Origin of the sequence: Synechococcus sp. R50.1, from assembly GCF_047462115.1 — a bacterium.
In the GTDB taxonomy this organism is placed as follows: Bacteria; Cyanobacteriota; Cyanobacteriia; order Thermostichales; family Thermostichaceae; genus Thermostichus.
In genome coordinates this window covers 62,826-78,070 of sequence record NZ_JANSIN010000002.1, presented here as the reverse complement: position 1 = coordinate 78,070, position 15,245 = coordinate 62,826, and the positions used below count along the sequence as shown (strand labels likewise).

Here is a 15,245-nt window from a genome sequence, read left to right as displayed (position 1 = left end):
AGCCCCCCAAGTGCTCTGTGCCGCTGCCATCACCCCATCTCCCAAAAAGAAAGGGGAGCTGGATGGAAATGTTTCATACCTGTTTAAAATGACTGTAAGTCCAAGTAAGTCTATGAGTGAATCTGGATGTTCTGCGCCTTCCCAAATCAGTAGTGATACGACCCGGATCAACTTGAGTTAAGCCATTCTTTTCCCCCAGAATAAGCCGGGCAAATCCGGGATCCATCATGCCCCATGTAGCCCATGGCAACAGACTGTCCCACCTCCAGTGTAGAAATCCCCCGACTTTAGTCGGTGAGAGTGTCAACCCTGTGCTGGTGCTGTATGGATCGATCAAACAGTGCTGAGATCTGGCCTTAACTCGCGGGCACCTCGCAGATAAACATGCTGCATGTCCGCTTGAGCAAGTGGAGTATTCAACTGGATCAAAACCCGAATGCAACGGGGTAAGTCGCCGCTCACCTCCATCTGTTGCACATCCAACAGAGGCACCGACTCCCAACCGGGGCGACGACGAGCAAACTGGGCGGGAAAAGCTGCATTTAAATCAGGGGTAACGGAAAAAATAACGCTGACTAGTTCAGCCGGATCGAGGGCGTTGCGGTGCTCTAGCGTATCCAGCAGCTCAGCCACCGCCGCGCCAATGGCCTCGGCACTGTTTGTAGGTACGGTGATGGCTCCCCGAATTGCTCTGACTCGCCACCCCAATGGCCACACCCTCGTGCGCTTGAGCTCGCCTCGCTTCCAGAAAATTATACAGACTCATCCCTGTTGGGATCCCATCCCTCTGGGGAAAACCAGCCCCCATCGCCTAGCTGGGCTGCAGGAGCTTTTCCAGGATCTGCTCGTGGCTGAGGCCGGAGTCCACCCAGGCTTCTCCTTCTTTGAGGCGGGCGGCAGCGGTCACGACAAACAAATTGCTCTCTGCTCCCAAAGCCTCGCTGGCGGTTTGCACGCAGAGCAAATCCTGGCCGGTTAGCTGGCTAAACCAGGTGGCCAACAGCCCTGCCTCCAGAAAGCCCATCGGCCGCTTGAAATGGGGAGGCGTGACGGCAGCGAAGGGGGAATTGCGAATCGACACCACCAGCACTCCTTGATCTTTGTAAGTCCAGTCGATCTCGATCAATCCCCAGCCATGAGTTTTCCAAGCTTGTCTCAGACTTTGCAGGAAAAGGCCCATCTCCAGCTCGGCCAAAGGCTTCTGGTAGTAGTCGGAGAGTTCTTGGGCAAAACGGCGGAAAAACTCCTTGCCCCACATCCGACCACAGTTGCGCAATACCAAACGAGCAGCCTGGCCGGTCTCGTATTCCAGGCCCGTGTAGATGCCCCGCAGCAATGCCTCTGGAAGGGCCAAGAGACGTTCACCGTGGCGACTTTCCAGTAAGCCCGATTCCAAATCGCTTCGCAGATAAGCGCTGGGTGTGTAGTAGTTGGCCAAAACGGGCGTGTAGGGATCAAAGGTGACTGAGCCATTGGAGATAGAGCTGGTGCCGTTCATAAGGGATCCCCTGGTTATCCAATCCAAGTCGTTATTGAGCTTTAAGCATCCAAATAGGAGTAGGGTGCAGTTGACAGTTCGTTGGTTGTTGAGCTGGGAGAACGGTTGTTTACGCTCCAAATCTTATGGCGATCCCTCCAGCAATTGAATACCCCTTGGGCAGATTTACTACAACGCTAACATTAACTCCAACGACACTGAAGTCTCCGGCTAGTTGAGATAGAGCGCTCTAGCACCGAAAAATGCAAAAAGCAAAAAAGTATCTAGCTCTAAAACAGCAAGGCCACCTGTACCTGGGTGATCAAAGGGCGGATAAACTCCAACTCTCCAGGAGCCAAATGGTCTCTCAGCTCTTGCTGGAAAATCCGATAGGCAACCTCATAAACCCTCTGCAGCCCGTACAGGCGCACCTCTTCTTCCATCCACTCGAGCAGCCGCTCCTTCAGGAGGTTTTCGTCCTGCAGCAACATGGCCATAGCGCTGTGACGCAGCAGCAACAGCAGGTGTCGCCGGCACAGATCCAACACTTGGGGGGAAAGGTCGGGCATCTCCTTTTGCAGGGCATCTAGGGTTTTGCTCACCACCTGGCTCTCCCGTTCCCGCAAAACTCGGTACACATGTTGTCGTTTTGGCCAGCCGAGAACATAGGCCTTCAGATGCTCCAGCTCCTCTGGCTTGAGGTAGCGGGCTTCCGACTCGATCAGCATCTGCTCCAAGGGGCTTACCATCTCGCTTCTTCCGGATGTCAGTGGGTGCTAGGAGACTCAAAACAAGCTGAACAGATCTGCCAAGGTGATCTGTTCTTCTGCCGGCTCGGGTTCTGGTGCTGCCGACAGGGATCCCAGAGAATGCGCAGCCAAACTCAGGGGATCCCCCGCCCAGGGGATGGAACCAAAATGCTCCCGCACTTGCAGAAAAGGCATTGGCAGAGAGCGCATCTGTAGGGGGCGGTTATCCCAATTTAGACGGGCAAAAAAGCTCTGCACCGAATCCTCTAAAGTAATCTTCCAGGTCATGCCTTAGCTACTCCCTGACCTGAACGCAATTTTTGGGCAATTTCACCAGCACTGGCCCCTTCGTTTAGCCAGAAGGCAGCCGCATCGATGCGATCTTTGCTGCCGAGCAAAAACTTGCAGTAGCTTTCTCCCATGGAGTAGCACTGGATCTCGATGCAGTTCAGTTGCCGTTCCACCATGGTGCTAAAAAAGCCGGCAAACAATCCGGCGTAAAGATGACAGACAGGTTTACCGACATCCCCCAGGGTGCGGGCCACGGCGGAGTCAAAGAGGTTGATGAAAATAAACCCTTGCCGCCGACTCTCGGTCTCGACCTCCCAGCGTCCCCATCCTTGCGAGGTCAGAGGCCACCACCAGGTTTCCAAGAGAAACATTAGATTACTCTGCTTGGGGTGGCGCCGATATTCCTCCTCAAACCAGCGGGAAAAATGGAGGGCATCGTTGCGTCCCCACTCTTGACCGATGGTGTACATCAGAGAAGCTGAGGCATCTCCCACTTCTTCCTCCAGGCCCTGCTGCAAGCCCAGAATAAAGTCTTCGCTCACCAAGACATTGCGGGCACCCGTCCAGTCCACAAGGGATCCCTGGGAGAGGTCAAAGCGAAAAAAGTCTTCGCGGCTGTAGTGGTTATGCCGTTGGGCGGCAGGCTGAAGAGGTATCTCAATGGGGGCAGTCGTCATGGTTGGGTGAGGAGAGATCAGATTTTTTAACACTCCTTATCATACCCTTCTTAATTGGCATTTTTACCAAAAAACTGGGTCTAAAGCCTCGTCCTCAAGGCCTACGGCCCGCTGACGCAGTTGCAACAGCGTTGCGGAGCAATGGGGGACGGCTTTGGGATAGACTCAGGGCGACGGCAGGGTAGTCAACCGCTCCAAAAACCCAGCAGGAGTGGGTCAACTGGAGAAAACTGCCCTCAGAGGGAGACAGAAAAGCCCTGAGTTGTTGTAAAGATTTATTCAATTCAAAAATTGGGAAGAAGAGCTGTACAGGGATCCGGAGCAGTACTTAAGACTGAGGCCTGACCTTGATGAAAGCAATGGCAGACCGCCACAGCAGCGACTCCCGCCCCTCGGCATCGGCTAAACAGAGGCAATCGGGATCCTGCCAGCGCAACTGGCCGACGAAGACATCTCCGGTATTGAGTTTGACCTCGAGGGTTTCCCGATCCTTGATGACCTTTTGCAGGCGACGCACGCTCGGGATCCCGGTGTTGAAATCGGTCACGACAGCCCTATCAGCCAGCGAGAAACGGTATGTCAGCAAGCCCACTGCCCCCAGTATAGGGGATCCCTGCCGCTTCCCACTGCCCCTCCACCACACTTCCACAACTTGGGCTCAAAACTCGCCCTCATCTTTGCCCATTTTTTCTGCTGGCGAGTACTATGTAGGGGGGATGGCGCTTAGAAAAGCGGTAAACCTTTCGAGTTCGCCGTCTTTTTTAAGCGAATCTACGGGTGTTCTCCCCGAAAAAAGCCAGCACAATAGGGCTAGGGTGATAGAGGGTGCGGCTGTCGCCCTAGGGAAGGTGAATCCTCAGCTGGGATCCCTTCTACATGCCATTTTGCCGCCGAGTTGTCTGTCCTTTTCAACCCTCATCAGTATCAGCAGTATCAGTGCAGGAGAGATCGTTATGGCAGTAGAGAAAGTGAACTCCTCGTCCAGCTTGGCCGAAGTGATCGATCGCATCTTGGATAAAGGTATCGTGGTCGATGCCTGGGTGCGTGTTTCTTTGGTTGGGATCGAGCTGTTGGCCATTGAAGCCCGCGTCGTTGTGGCTTCCGTGGAAACCTACCTGAAGTACGCTGAGGCTGTGGGTCTGACGGCTACTGCTGCTGCTCCTGCCGTCTAAATCTGCCTAACCAAAATCACTCAACCAAGGAAAGTGCCCACAACCCTCTCGCCTTGAGCATCGCAATGGTTGGATGAGTTATGCTCTCTGGGCGGAGGCGTAGGAAGCTAGCCGTCGGAAAGCGAGGCAGGGATCCACCGCCGGTCTCTGCCTTGCTTCTGCGGGTTTTGTTCGAGGATTGAGTCTTGCAGCCGCACTGAGCTACAGGTTGGCAGTGCCATCGAGTTGGGAACAGGCAGAGAAGCTGTATCCACCCAAGCATTGAACACGACGTAAGGGATTGAACACCATGAGTTTGCAGGAACAATGGGCCATAGCTCGCAGCCGGCGGGTGACTCAAAACCGAAGTTTGTTAAGCCGATCCCGGCAGCAGCGCCTAGAGCAGCACCAAGCCCTGATGGTTGAGCTGGGGCAGCGCCGCCAGCAACGACAAGAAGCAATACGGCACCAGACGGAGCAAACCCGCAGCCAATTGCAGAAACTGAGGCAGGAGCGGGCTGTGAGGCGATCCCTGGACGAATGCTCCCGTTCGGAAGCGGCGGCTCAGCGGGCCAAGTCGGTGGCAGAGAGTCTGGCTCGCCTGGAGCAGGAACGAGCTGCTCAATTGGAAGTCAGCCGGCAGCAATTGCAGGCTTTCCGGGCTAACTTGACTGCGGCTGTGGAGCATTTGCTGAGCACCTATACGCAGGCTCGGCAGGCGATGGCCGACAAAACTCAGCAAGCGCGGCAGTCTTTTTGCGCCGATTTGCGGCAGTGGGTACAGGCTCTCCGGCAAATGGCTCGACAGGAGCTGGCTCAGATGGCTCAGGAACAGCAAGCCCAGGCCCAGGCCCTGCGGGGATCCCTGGCCACTTTCCGGGCGGAGTTGCATAAGCAGGTGTGGGGCAATGGGATCCCTGACCTCATCCCAGAACCTGAAGTCTCCACTTCCAGTGCAAGCTCTAACAGTGCCGTTGCGACTGCCGGTGAGACTGCTTCCGACTCAACGCCTGTAGCCGAAGGTCAAACCCCGGTGGAGCCGTCCGCCCCGGTCTCTGTTTCCCAACCCCCAGGGGGCTTGACAACGCTCGAACCCCCTGAAGTTCCGCCTACTGTTGAGAAACAGGTGGATCCCATCCTTGACTATGTCAACAAGTATGTGAGTGATCTACAAGCGCAGGATCCCAACTTGACCCTGCTGCAGGTAATTGGGGATCGGGAACGGGTGCGGGATTTGTTGGCCCGCGGCGCGGTGGATCTGGGGGTGGATCCCTCGGAAATCTTGGCTACGCTGCGGCGCATGGTGTCGGGGACGGTCGCAGTTTAGTTGTGCCGAGCGCAGGAAGAACATCCGGGCTATAGTCAAGGCAAAGGAGTCTAGGGCAGCAAAGAGGTTGAGTATCTCCATGGCCACGGTTCTGCAGGCGCGTCCCCGCCAGTTCGTGAACACCCCCTACATTGAGCGGATTACCCGCCGCGCTTTGCGCTATTTGCAATCGGGCTTTGCGGTGCATTTGCGGGGGCCTTCGGGTACGGGCAAAACCACTTTGGCGATGCATCTGGCCAGCCTGCTGGGCCGTCCCATCATGCTGATCTATGGGGATGACCGCTTCGATTCTTCCGACCTCATCGGGGGGCGCACCGGTTTTACCCATCGGCGGGTGGTGGACAACTTCATTCACTCGGTGGTGAAGACGGAGGAGGATGTGCAGCAGCGCTGGGTGGATGCCCGCCTCACCTTGGCTTGCCGAGAGGGGTTTACCCTCATCTACGACGAGTTCAATCGCTCCCGCCCTGAGGCCAACAATGCTCTCCTGAGTGCCTTGGAGGAGAGGCTGCTGGTGTTGCCGCCGGACAGCAACCGCTCGGAATATCTGCGGGTGCATCCCCAGTTCCGGGCCATTTTTACCTCTAACCCGGAGGAATATACCGGGGTTCACAGGGCCCAAGATGCGCTGCTGGATCGGATGATCACCATCGATATGGGGGAGCCGGACATCGAGACCGAAAAGGAGATTCTCACCTCGCGAATAGGCTTATCCGGCCCCGATGCCCTCAAGATCGTCCACATTGTGCGGGCTTTTCGCCGCAAGTTGGATCTGACGCGCCACCCCAGCCTGCGCAGTTGTTTGATGATCGGGCGCATTGTCAAGGAACATGAGCTGGCAGTTAGCAAAGAGAATGCCGATTTTCGCGCTTTGTGTGCGGATGTGCTGTTGCCCCGAGCCGGCAAGCGCTATGAAGAGGGATCCCAGCTGCTGAATTATCTGCTAGACCAACTGCCTGGCTGAGTCTTTTGCCTGTTGGTACACTTTGGAGGTCGATGAACTCTGTGCCGATTAGCTCTCAACCCTTGACCACGGCTACTCATGGCTCCTCGCTGGCCGATGTGCTGGAGCGGGTGCTGGACAAGGGCATTGTGATCGCCGGAGACATCACCGTTTCGGTGGGCAATGTGGAGTTGCTGAATGTGCGCATTCGCCTGCTGATTTCTTCGGTGGATAAGGCCAAGGAGATCGGCATCAATTGGTGGGAATCGGATCCCTACCTCAACAGCCAGGCGCGGGAGCTGCTGGAAGCCAACCGACAGCTTATGCAGCGGGTTGCCGAATTGGAAAGACAGCTTGCCCAAGCTCTGCCCCAGGGGGGAAAGGGAACGGACCCATAGGCTGCCCCCCGCCATTGTGACCTGGATTGACGGGCTAGACTGGCTGCTGTGGTGGTTTGACGGGGTGATGGGGCATGGCTTTGGAGATGGCGTTTGACCGGAAGGGTTGGCAGCGGCTAGGGACGCTGGGCTGGGCTGTGGGTGTGGTGCTGGCCCTTGGGATCCCGGCCTGGGGTCAGAATCCCCGTGCCATCAGCATCAGCGCCGATGTGCAGGAGGCCAACGCCAACACAGGGGTTTTTACGGCCATCGGCAATGTCACCCTCAGTTTTCCTGCCGAGCGGCTTACGGCCCGTGCCCAAAGAGCTGTTTACTACAGCCAGGAGCAACGCATTGAGCTGGAGGGCCAAGTCATCATCAACCAAGGGGAGAATCAGTTGCAAGCGGAGAAAGTCATTTACCACATCGACAAGGGCACCATCCAGGCAGTGCCATCGGCAGGGCGGCAAGTGGAGTCCATCTACGTTTTGCCGGAGCCCAGCTCAAGTCCTTAGCTGATCCCCACACTTTTTTCCAGCAGCACGGACTCAGCCAACACGGCTATACCGTGATTTCGTCACCGATCATCCCAGCCTGCAGGGTTTCCCTCACCCCCAACCCCTCTCTCAAAAGGAGAGGGGAGCCAGGGACAGACATAACAAATCGTTTCATTGCTGTTTGAAATGACTACATTTGAAATGACTACACATGGGGCAGCGCTGGAAACGAGCTCGGGGAATGTCGGCTTAGATCCGTTTAGGATGTAGTAATTCATTTAGGATGTAGTAGTTCGGGCGGCAGACTTTTTCCCTGACTCTGAATCAAAGGATGGCTGATGGATGTTCGGGATCCGAGTTCCTCACCCCTGGCAACGAGAGGCACAGGTCACTCCAGAAGAGATGTTTTTCAGCCGGCGGCAATTTCTAGCGCAACTGGGATCCGTTGGGGTGGGAGCCAGTTTTTCTATTTTTGGGTTTGGCAGCAGGGGAGCTGCTCCCTCGGTAGAACGAGAGCTGAGGGGGATCCCACTCAACCCCCACTTTTCGGATGTGGGCAGGCCCGTCACCGAGGAGATTGTAGCTGGTCGTTACAACAACTTTTACGAGTTTGGCTCCGGAAAGCGCGTCTGGCGGGCTGCACAGGCTTTGCCCACGGATCCCTGGACTGTCGAGATTACCGGGCTGGTGCGGCATCCTCAGCGGTTGGGCCTGGAAGATCTGTTTAACTTCCCCCTCGAAGAGCGCATCTATCGCTTTCGCTGTGTGGAAGCCTGGGCGATGGTGGTGCCGTGGTTGGGCTTTCCGATGCGGCTGTTGCTGGAACGGGTGGATCCTTTGCCGACGGCTCGATTTGTCCGCTTCACTTCCTTTTACGATCCGGAAATTATGCCTGGCCCAATCTGGCCCCCCAACTTGCCTTGGCCCTACACGGAAGGGTTGCGGATCGAGGAAATGGCCAACGAGTTGGCCTTTTTTGCCCTCGGCGTTTATGGCAAGCCGTTGCCCAAACAGCACGGAGCGCCAATTCGCATGGTAGTTCCCTGGAAGTATGGCTTTAAGGGGGGAAAATCCATCGTCAAAATCGAGCTTTTGGATCATCAACCCTCTACGTTTTGGAATACCCTCGCCCCTGAGGAGTATGGATTTGAGGCCAATGTGGATCCTAGGGTGCCCCACCCCCGCTGGTCACAGGAGCAGGAAGTCTTGATCGGTTTCGGATCCCGTTCCCAGTGGCAAATCGTTCCCACCTTGCCCTACAACGGGTACGGAGAGTATGTTGCCCACTTATATGGCTGAACTTATATGCCTGAAGACGCCCACGAAAGGATTCGAACCTCCGACACCTGGGACCGGAACCCAGTGCTCTAGTCCACTGAGCTACGTGGGCAATGCAACTGCATTAACCATCATATCTGCTGACTTTCAGTTCTGCCAAGGGGGCAAAGCTGCGGCGGTGCTGCGGGGTGGGCCCCAAGTTCTGCAACGCCAGTCGGTGCTCCCGCGTGCCATAGCCAGCGTTGGTGCGCCAGCCGTAGCCGGGGTACTGCCGATCCCAGCTCTGCATCAAGGCATCTCGCCAGACTTTGGCCACAACTGAAGCGGCGGCAATGGAGAGGCTGATTTGATCCCCCTTGACCAGCGCCGTTTGCCGGGATCCCAGCTCGGCCAGCGGCAATCCATCCAGCAAAATGTGTTCGATTGGATCCAACTTGGCCAAAGCCCGCTGCATGGCTAGCACCGTGGCCTGGCGAATGTTGAGCCGGTCGATCTCAGCAGCAGAGGCACTGCCAATACCCACGGCCAGGGCCACCTGCCGAATCCGTTCCGCCCATTGAGCGCGTTGCTGCGGACGCAGTTGTTTGGAATCCCTCACTCCCTCCAGTGCTTTGGGATCCATCTGGGCGGGCAAAATCACCGCCGCCGCCACCACTGGCCCAGCCAGGGCTCCCCGCCCCACCTCATCCACCCCCGCCACCCGCAGGATCCCCTGCTGCCAAAGGGATCCCTCCCAGATCAAACTCGGCCTTGCCCGCTCCACCATACTCCCATGCCTGCCCCTGGGCTTGAGAGCAGCGCCTAACTGCTGCGGGAGCGCCGTCGCCTGGAGGCTGCTGGAGATTGCTGGGCAGGGCTGATCCCCAGTTCCGCGGCTGGCTCGGCCAAGCTGCTCTGCACTGCTGGCACGAACGATTCAGCAGAAGGGATTTCGGGTTCAGAAAGTTCGGGTGGAGAGAGGTTGTCCAGCAGCTCCTTCTCCTGCAGAGCCTCCGGTTCGGGTGCAAACTCCTCTGTCTGAGAAGTTGCCTCAGTCTCCACCTCTGGGCTACTTTCCACCTCGACAGTTCCCGGCAGAACCACCCTAACCGCCGTGTCTCGGCCCCAAGGCGGCGGCTGGTCAAGCAGCAACAGAGGCGACAGCCCCAACTCCGAGTAGACCCGTTGTTGTAACGGGGTCATCTCCACGGTGACGGTTTGCCGTACCGGAGCCGGACGGCCTTCTGAGGACTCCGTCCCGCTGGCGCGAACGGTGCGGGCTGGGGAAGTGTGATCTTTGCGTGAGGCGGATTCTGCCTCTTCCCCAGGGCCAGAACGGCGGGGTTCTTGACGCTTTAGGTCTGCTCCGCCCCCTGGCAGTTGCATCGGCTCTGGGGCTTCCTCTTCTACAGGAGTATCCAGGCTCCGAGCAACGAGGCGCTGGCCAGTGCGGGGATCCCCCCAGTCTTCACGGGGACGCTTGCGTCCCGTTTCAACCCGTGGCTCTTCCTCCAGATCGTCTGAAGTCGTAAAGGGATCCGGGCTGGGGCGTCGTTGTCCGGGGGCAGATCGCGACCGCCGCAGCAGCGCACGGCTATCGCCTCGAGACAGCCCATCGCTCCCCACTCGCAGGCGCGCCCGTTGGGAGTTGCCATCGCGGGGCAGGATCGGGCCGGCGTCTTCCTCATCCCCTCCTTCCACCTCGGTGGGCAGCGTTACCGTCAGGCCGCTTTCTATCGTCAAGAGATGTCCCGGCTCGGCCCCCGGCAAGCGGGCCAGGATCCCCAGCCCCTCACAGGTAGGGCAAGAATGGCCGAAGATCTCATAAAGGCTTTGCCCCTGCCGTTTGCGGGTGAGCTCCACCAGCCCCAATTCCGACAGTTGGACCACCTGTGGGCGAGCTTTGTCGCTGGAGAGGGCCTTGTTAAAATGCTCCAAAACCAGCAACTGGTCGCGGCGGGAATCCATATCGATGAAGTCCACCACAATCACACCGGCAATGTTGCGCAGCCTCAATTGGCGGGCAATCTCGGTAGCCGCCTCACAGTTTGTCCACAGCACTGTCTCCCGAGAAGTGGCCGATTGGGTGAAGGAGCCCGAGTTAACATCAATTACCGTCAGGGCCTCGGTGGGCTCGATGATGATGTAGCCACCAGAGGGCAGATCCACCCGTGGCCGCAGCGCCTGCCGAATAACCGCGTTGACCCGAAAATACTCCAGAATGGGGGTGGGCTCGCGGTGGGCATCGACAACGACACCAGGGGGCATTTGGCCCTTGTTCCAGCCCTGCAGATAGCTACGGACTCGCTTCGCTCCTGCCGCAGAGTCGGTCACAATACGGTTCACATCGTCGGAGTAAACATCCCGCAGCACCCGCTGAATAAAGTCGTCATCCCGGTTGAGTAGCCCCGGCCCCCGTGCTGCCTGATACTGCTGTTGAATATCTTCCCAGAGTTTCTTCAATTGCTCCAGGTCGTCGATCATCGCTTCTTCGGACACACCTTCCGCTTCGGTGCGCACCAACAGGCCCATCTGCGGGGGTTTAATCAAAATGGCCAGCGACTTCAAACGGTTGCGTTCTTCTCGATCCTCGATGCGGCGGGACAGATGAACGCCTTTTCCGTAGGGTCGCAACACCAAATACCGCCCTGGAAAGGCCAAATCTCCGGTAAGCCTTGGCCCTTTGTTGCCGGTAGGCTCTTTCATCACCTGTACCAGCACCTTTTGCTGCGGCAAGACCAGCTCAGAAATCGAGGCATGACTTCGCTTGAGGCGCAGCGGGCCCAGGTCGCTGACGTGGATAAACCCATTGCGCTCTGCAGGGCCGATGTTGACGAAAGCGGCATCGATGCTGGGCAGAACGTTCTCGATGATTCCGACGTAAACGTCTCCCACTTGATGAGCGCCGCTGGCGACGATCAGCTCCTGCACTTGATCTTCGGCGAAGACGGCTGCCACTCGATGTTGCTCGGCAATGACAATCTGCCTGGGCATTAACTTCCCTCCCCGCCCCAAGGGCACGCGGTTACGGGTTGAACCCTCATTCTGGCGAGGTGTTGTCCTTTTGCCGGGATCCGCTTAAGTTTCTTTAACCAGGATCGAGTCGTCATGGGGCTGTCCATTACCCTCAGCTCTGCTTTGACGCTTGGCTTTGTTTCCTCTCCAATGGGTGAGGTGAGTTTAAGTGCATGTGAACTACCCAATGCTGGCTCTGGTGGGTACAGCGGGGGGCTTCTGCTGATTGGAAGGAAAACTCATCGGATGGGATGAATGGATTCGGTGAGGTTTGCATGGAGATTCATGGATGGGCTCAATCGATAGGCTCAGGGAGCAAGACGGCTCCGCCTCGGGAGATCCAACGCTGGCCCATTGCAGAACCCCAGTTGTGCGGCCCAGCCTGTTCGCGAAAGCGTCGCGTAGCGATAGTCCACAACAAGACAGGGTTTGCGCGCGGAAAGAAGCACCTTCTCAGGGTAAAATTTTCTGGTCAGATCTGGGCTAGGTCGAAGAGGCACACTTTTCTGTTGCACCTATCGACTCGACCCCATCACGCCTGTTACCTGCCCTGGGTACTGAGTTAAGAGTGTCTCCATTCCAGAATCCGGCCCAGCTTTTGCCTGCTGCTCACCCCGCCCTTGGTCAAGTTGATGCTTGGCGAGCCCCACAGCGGCAGGAGCCAGCAATAGCAGCATTATAGCGCTTGTGGGATCCCTCAGCCCAGACAGACCCTTAGCCCTTGGGTTGCTCCCAGAGGAAGTGCTCAATCTGGATCGGCTAGGGGGTTCTCCCACAACAGGCGCAGCCGCTTTGCCGTCTGTAGTGTCCAGCGGGGCAACCCCAATGACTCGGCCATTTGAACCAGATGGGTAGGCCGCAGGTAGGCACCGTCGTTGCGGCAACTGCCCCGGTAAAGGAGGCGGGCGCTGCCCTCGGGGGTCAGGCCCTGAAACTCTAGGTAGTAAAGCAGGGCGCGGGCATTGAAGGGAGAGGACTTGCCAGACTTGGAGGTTTTTTCAATCCAGATTTCCTGCGCGTCTAGGATCTGGGTGACCCAGGCAGGCCAAGAGGACTCCGTCCCGCTGCCGTGAACGGCTTTGGGCAACTCGCAGCTCACCGTAAGCTGATATTCGGCGGCGTAAACGGCTGCGGTGGCCGAGGGATCCCGAAGGCTAATTTCTTGGACGGCTTGGATGGGGATCTCCGGGGGCAGCTGTTCGCTCAGAAGGGCGCGCAGTTTCTCAGGCGTCAGAGGACCTTCAGGCCGATCCAGCAGCTCCAGATCCAGGATTTCGCCATAGCCTTCCTGGCCAATGGGCAGAGCGTTGGCGTTGGCCAGGCGGGGCATGGGGTGGTAGCCGCCGCTGAAGGCCAGAGGTAACCCCGCTCGCCGACAGGCCCGTTCCCACAGGCGCATGAGATCCAGGTGGCCCAGCCAGCGCAGATCCCCGGTTTTGCCGTAGGTGATGCGGAAACGCTGGGCAGGTGGCTCCGGCTCCAGGGGATCCGGGGTGGGGGTGGGTTTGCTCTGCAGGGGTGGGACGGGCGGAGGGGGGATGACGATGTTGTGGCCGAAGCCGGGGCCGCAGATGCCGCAGGCGGAGCAGCCCTCGAAGGAGCAGTCTTCCACGGTGAGGGCTTCCAGGGCGCGGCGGTAGTCTTTCTGCAGCCATTTTTTGTCGATGCCGGTATCGATGTGATCCCAGGGCAAGGGATCCTCCAGGCCCAATTCCCGGATGGGGAGACGGGCGCAGAGGGCGACCGGATCGGCGGCAGGATCCACCTCTTCGCCGCAGTAGGCCCTCACCCAGGCAGCGTAGGCGGCGTCGATGTTTTCCCACCAGGCGTCCATGCCGGCCCCAGCCCGCCAGGCCCGCTCGATCATCTGTCCCAGGGAGCGATCCCCTTTGCCAATAAAGTCTTCCAGGATGCTGAAGCGGATATCGGTGAAGTGGGCCTTGACTCCCCGCAGCCGGCGCAGCTCTTTCTGCAGCAGGGTTTGCTTGCGCTGCACGTCGGCGTAGTCCACCCGGTGCCACTGGAAGGGGGTGTGGGGCTTGGGGGTGAAGTTGGAGAGGGTGAGGGTAAACTCCACCCGCTTGCGACCCAGGGCTGCACATTCTCGCTGCAGCATCTCGACGGTGCGGGCGATCCCCAGGACATCAGCGTCGGTCTCGCCGGGCAGGCCAATCATGAAATAGAGCTTGATTTTGTCCCAGCCCTCTTGAACGGCGGTGCGAATGCCGCGAATCAAGTCGGCATCGGTGAGGCCCTTGTTGATGATGTCCCGCAGCCTTTGGGTGCCAGCTTCGGGGGCAAAGGTGAGGCCGGAGCGGCGGGATCCCTTCATGATGGCGGCAATTTGCTCATCAAAGCGATCCACCCGCTGGCTGGGCAGGGAGAGGGCGACGTGCTCCCCGAGCAGACGGTTGTGCAGCTCCGCTCCCACCGCCGGCAGGGAAAGGTAGTCGGAGCAACTGAGAGAAGAGAGGGAAAATTCGCTGTAGCCGGTCTTGCGCAAGCCCTGCACCACAGCCTCCACCACTGCTTCCGGATCCACATCCCGCGCTGGTCGGGTGAGCATGCCCGGCTGGCAAAATCGGCAGCCCCGTGTGCAGCCCCGCCGCACTTCCATCACCAGGCGGTCGTGGACGGTTTCCACCAAAGGCACCAGGCCGACGGAGTATTGGGGTTGAGGCAGGGCCACCCGACGGCGGATGCGCTCCGGCACCCCAGGCACGATGGGCCGCGGTGGGATCCCTTCGTAAAACTGGGGCACGTACACCCCCGGCACCTGGGCCAGCTCCAGCAAGACCTCTCGGCGGGGCTTGGACAGGGATCCGGCCAGCACTTGGCCAATTTCCGGCAGCACCTCTTCCCCATCTCCGAAGACGAAGAAATCGAAAAAGTCGGCAAAGGGCTCCGGGTTGGAGGTGGCGGTTGGCCCGCCGGCAAAGATCAGAGGGCACTCTTCCGGGGTAAAGGGCTGCCGCTCCCACCACTTGAGCGGGATCCCGGCTAGGTCCAGCATCTCCAGGATGTTGGTGCCCCCCAGCTCGTAAGCCAGGCTGAAGCCGATGATGTGAAAGGCGCGCAGAGGACGGCGGGATTCCACGGCAAACAGCGGGATCCCCAACTGCCGCAGGCGGGCCGCCAGATCCGGGCCTGGCAAGTAGGTGCGGTCACACAGTTGATCCGGCTGAGCGTTGAGGATGTTGTAGAGGATGAGGTGGCCCAGGTTGGAAGCTCCCACCTCGTACAACTCTGGATAGCTCAGCACCCAACGCACCCGCGCCGAATCCCAAGGACGGTGGACGGCGCCAAACTCTTTGCCTAAGTAGCGGGCCGGCCGCTGAATCTCAGGGGTAAGCAGGCGATCCAGATCGATGGGACTCAGATGCGGTTCAGTTGCAGCCAGAGAGAGCATGGGGATCCGCCGAGACGTTAATACAGCCACTGATCTGACTCTAGCCGAACTCTTCGAGCAGACCCAACCCAAGGG

At 58.4% G+C, this 15,245-nt stretch carries 15 protein-coding genes and 1 tRNA gene; 6 read left to right on the top strand and 10 right to left on the bottom strand.

Annotation, left to right across the window (positions count from 1 at the left end; all coding sequences use genetic code 11):
* Positions 1 to 333 precede the first annotated feature (333 nt).
* The 6 genes from aroH to NW870_RS01095 all read right to left on the bottom strand — a co-directional run bounded on the left by aroH (position 334) and on the right by NW870_RS01095 (position 3,741).
* Positions 334 to 708 carry a chorismate mutase gene (aroH, locus tag NW870_RS01120; protein WP_011433434.1) on the bottom strand — a complete coding sequence of 125 codons (375 nt, stop codon included), beginning with the start codon at positions 706 to 708 and terminating at the stop codon, positions 334 to 336.
* A 103-nt stretch (positions 709 to 811) separates the two neighbouring features.
* Positions 812 to 1,498 carry a V4R domain-containing protein gene (locus tag NW870_RS01115; RefSeq protein ID WP_414373433.1) on the bottom strand — a complete coding sequence of 229 codons (687 nt, stop codon included), beginning with the start codon at positions 1,496 to 1,498 and terminating at the stop codon, positions 812 to 814.
* Positions 1,499 to 1,767: 269 nt separating this feature from the next.
* Positions 1,768 to 2,226 (bottom strand): hypothetical protein, encoded by a 459-nt coding sequence (locus NW870_RS01110; RefSeq protein ID WP_041436599.1) that lies wholly within the window; start codon positions 2,224 to 2,226, stop codon positions 1,768 to 1,770.
* Between the two features lie 36 nt (positions 2,227 to 2,262).
* A complete protein-coding gene (locus NW870_RS01105) occupies positions 2,263 to 2,514 on the bottom strand; it encodes a hypothetical protein (RefSeq protein WP_414330906.1) in 252 nt (83 codons plus the stop codon).
* Positions 2,511 to 3,194: a V4R domain-containing protein gene (locus NW870_RS01100; RefSeq protein ID WP_414373431.1), complete on the bottom strand. Its 684-nt coding sequence runs from the start codon at positions 3,192 to 3,194 to the stop codon at positions 2,511 to 2,513. The genes NW870_RS01105 and NW870_RS01100 overlap by 4 nt, the downstream gene beginning before the upstream one ends.
* Before the next feature lie 328 nt (positions 3,195 to 3,522).
* Positions 3,523 to 3,741: an Hfq-related RNA-binding protein gene (locus NW870_RS01095; RefSeq protein ID WP_041437389.1), complete on the bottom strand. Its 219-nt coding sequence runs from the start codon at positions 3,739 to 3,741 to the stop codon at positions 3,523 to 3,525.
* Between the two features lie 406 nt (positions 3,742 to 4,147).
* On the opposite strand from NW870_RS01095, the gene gvpA reads away from it, so the two are divergent.
* The 6 genes from gvpA (at position 4,148) to msrP (ending at position 8,788) form a co-directional block, all read left to right on the top strand.
* Positions 4,148 to 4,366 carry a gas vesicle structural protein GvpA gene (gene gvpA / locus NW870_RS01090; protein WP_011429717.1) on the top strand — a complete coding sequence of 73 codons (219 nt, stop codon included), beginning with the start codon at positions 4,148 to 4,150 and terminating at the stop codon, positions 4,364 to 4,366.
* A gap of 289 nt (positions 4,367 to 4,655) precedes the next feature.
* Positions 4,656 to 5,672, top strand: a complete 1,017-nt coding sequence (gene gvpC, locus NW870_RS01085) for a gas vesicle protein GvpC (RefSeq protein WP_414373430.1) — start codon at positions 4,656 to 4,658, stop codon at positions 5,670 to 5,672.
* A gap of 79 nt (positions 5,673 to 5,751) precedes the next feature.
* Positions 5,752 to 6,636, top strand: a complete 885-nt coding sequence (gene gvpN / locus NW870_RS01080; protein ID WP_011433426.1) for a gas vesicle protein GvpN — start codon at positions 5,752 to 5,754, stop codon at positions 6,634 to 6,636.
* Between the two features lie 32 nt (positions 6,637 to 6,668).
* Entirely contained in the window at positions 6,669 to 7,013 is a 345-nt protein-coding gene (locus NW870_RS01075) for a gas vesicle protein (RefSeq protein WP_049749583.1), read from the top strand.
* A 74-nt stretch (positions 7,014 to 7,087) separates the two neighbouring features.
* The gene (locus tag NW870_RS01070; RefSeq protein ID WP_011433424.1) at positions 7,088 to 7,507 is read left to right on the top strand and encodes an LptA/OstA family protein; all 420 of its coding nucleotides are present in this window, start codon (positions 7,088 to 7,090) and stop codon (positions 7,505 to 7,507) included.
* Between the two features lie 324 nt (positions 7,508 to 7,831).
* On the top strand, positions 7,832 to 8,788 hold the full coding sequence (gene msrP / locus NW870_RS01065) for a protein-methionine-sulfoxide reductase catalytic subunit MsrP (RefSeq protein WP_414373427.1): 957 nt from the start codon (positions 7,832 to 7,834) through the stop codon (positions 8,786 to 8,788).
* Positions 8,789 to 8,805: 17 nt separating this feature from the next.
* Here msrP and NW870_RS01060 read toward each other — a convergent pair.
* The 4 genes from NW870_RS01060 to NW870_RS01045 all read right to left on the bottom strand — a co-directional run bounded on the left by NW870_RS01060 (position 8,806) and on the right by NW870_RS01045 (position 15,170).
* A tRNA-Arg gene (locus NW870_RS01060) sits at positions 8,806 to 8,879 on the bottom strand.
* Between the two features lie 12 nt (positions 8,880 to 8,891).
* Complete coding sequence (locus NW870_RS01055; protein WP_414373426.1) at positions 8,892 to 9,533, bottom strand: ribonuclease HII; 642 nt, start codon at positions 9,531 to 9,533, stop codon at positions 8,892 to 8,894.
* Between the two features lie 35 nt (positions 9,534 to 9,568).
* On the bottom strand, positions 9,569 to 11,740 hold the full coding sequence (locus NW870_RS01050; RefSeq protein ID WP_414373423.1) for an Rne/Rng family ribonuclease: 2,172 nt from the start codon (positions 11,738 to 11,740) through the stop codon (positions 9,569 to 9,571).
* A 766-nt stretch (positions 11,741 to 12,506) separates the two neighbouring features.
* A complete protein-coding gene (locus tag NW870_RS01045) occupies positions 12,507 to 15,170 on the bottom strand; it encodes a TIGR03960 family B12-binding radical SAM protein (RefSeq protein WP_414373421.1) in 2,664 nt (887 codons plus the stop codon).
* Positions 15,171 to 15,245 lie beyond the last annotated feature (75 nt).

What these genes read in the sequence shown, in the direction of transcription:
- NW870_RS01045 (WP_414373421.1), bottom strand. Translation starts at nt 15,170, where the DNA reads ATGCTCTCTCTGGCTGCAACTGAACCGCATCTGAGTCCCATCGATCTG.
- NW870_RS01110 (WP_041436599.1), bottom strand. Translation starts at nt 2,226, where the DNA reads ATGGTAAGCCCCTTGGAGCAGATGCTGATCGAGTCGGAAGCCCGCTAC.
- NW870_RS01050 (WP_414373423.1), bottom strand. Translation starts at nt 11,740, where the DNA reads ATGCCCAGGCAGATTGTCATTGCCGAGCAACATCGAGTGGCAGCCGTC.
- msrP (WP_414373427.1), top strand. Translation starts at nt 7,832, where the DNA reads ATGTTCGGGATCCGAGTTCCTCACCCCTGGCAACGAGAGGCACAGGTC.
- NW870_RS01055 (WP_414373426.1), bottom strand. Translation starts at nt 9,533, where the DNA reads ATGGTGGAGCGGGCAAGGCCGAGTTTGATCTGGGAGGGATCCCTTTGG.
- NW870_RS01075 (WP_049749583.1), top strand. Translation starts at nt 6,669, where the DNA reads ATGAACTCTGTGCCGATTAGCTCTCAACCCTTGACCACGGCTACTCAT.
- NW870_RS01115 (WP_414373433.1), bottom strand. Translation starts at nt 1,498, where the DNA reads ATGAACGGCACCAGCTCTATCTCCAATGGCTCAGTCACCTTTGATCCC.
- NW870_RS01100 (WP_414373431.1), bottom strand. Translation starts at nt 3,194, where the DNA reads ATGACGACTGCCCCCATTGAGATACCTCTTCAGCCTGCCGCCCAACGG.
- gvpN (WP_011433426.1), top strand. Translation starts at nt 5,752, where the DNA reads ATGGCCACGGTTCTGCAGGCGCGTCCCCGCCAGTTCGTGAACACCCCC.
- NW870_RS01070 (WP_011433424.1), top strand. Translation starts at nt 7,088, where the DNA reads ATGGCTTTGGAGATGGCGTTTGACCGGAAGGGTTGGCAGCGGCTAGGG.
- gvpC (WP_414373430.1), top strand. Translation starts at nt 4,656, where the DNA reads ATGAGTTTGCAGGAACAATGGGCCATAGCTCGCAGCCGGCGGGTGACT.
- gvpA (WP_011429717.1), top strand. Translation starts at nt 4,148, where the DNA reads ATGGCAGTAGAGAAAGTGAACTCCTCGTCCAGCTTGGCCGAAGTGATC.
- NW870_RS01105 (WP_414330906.1), bottom strand. Translation starts at nt 2,514, where the DNA reads ATGACCTGGAAGATTACTTTAGAGGATTCGGTGCAGAGCTTTTTTGCC.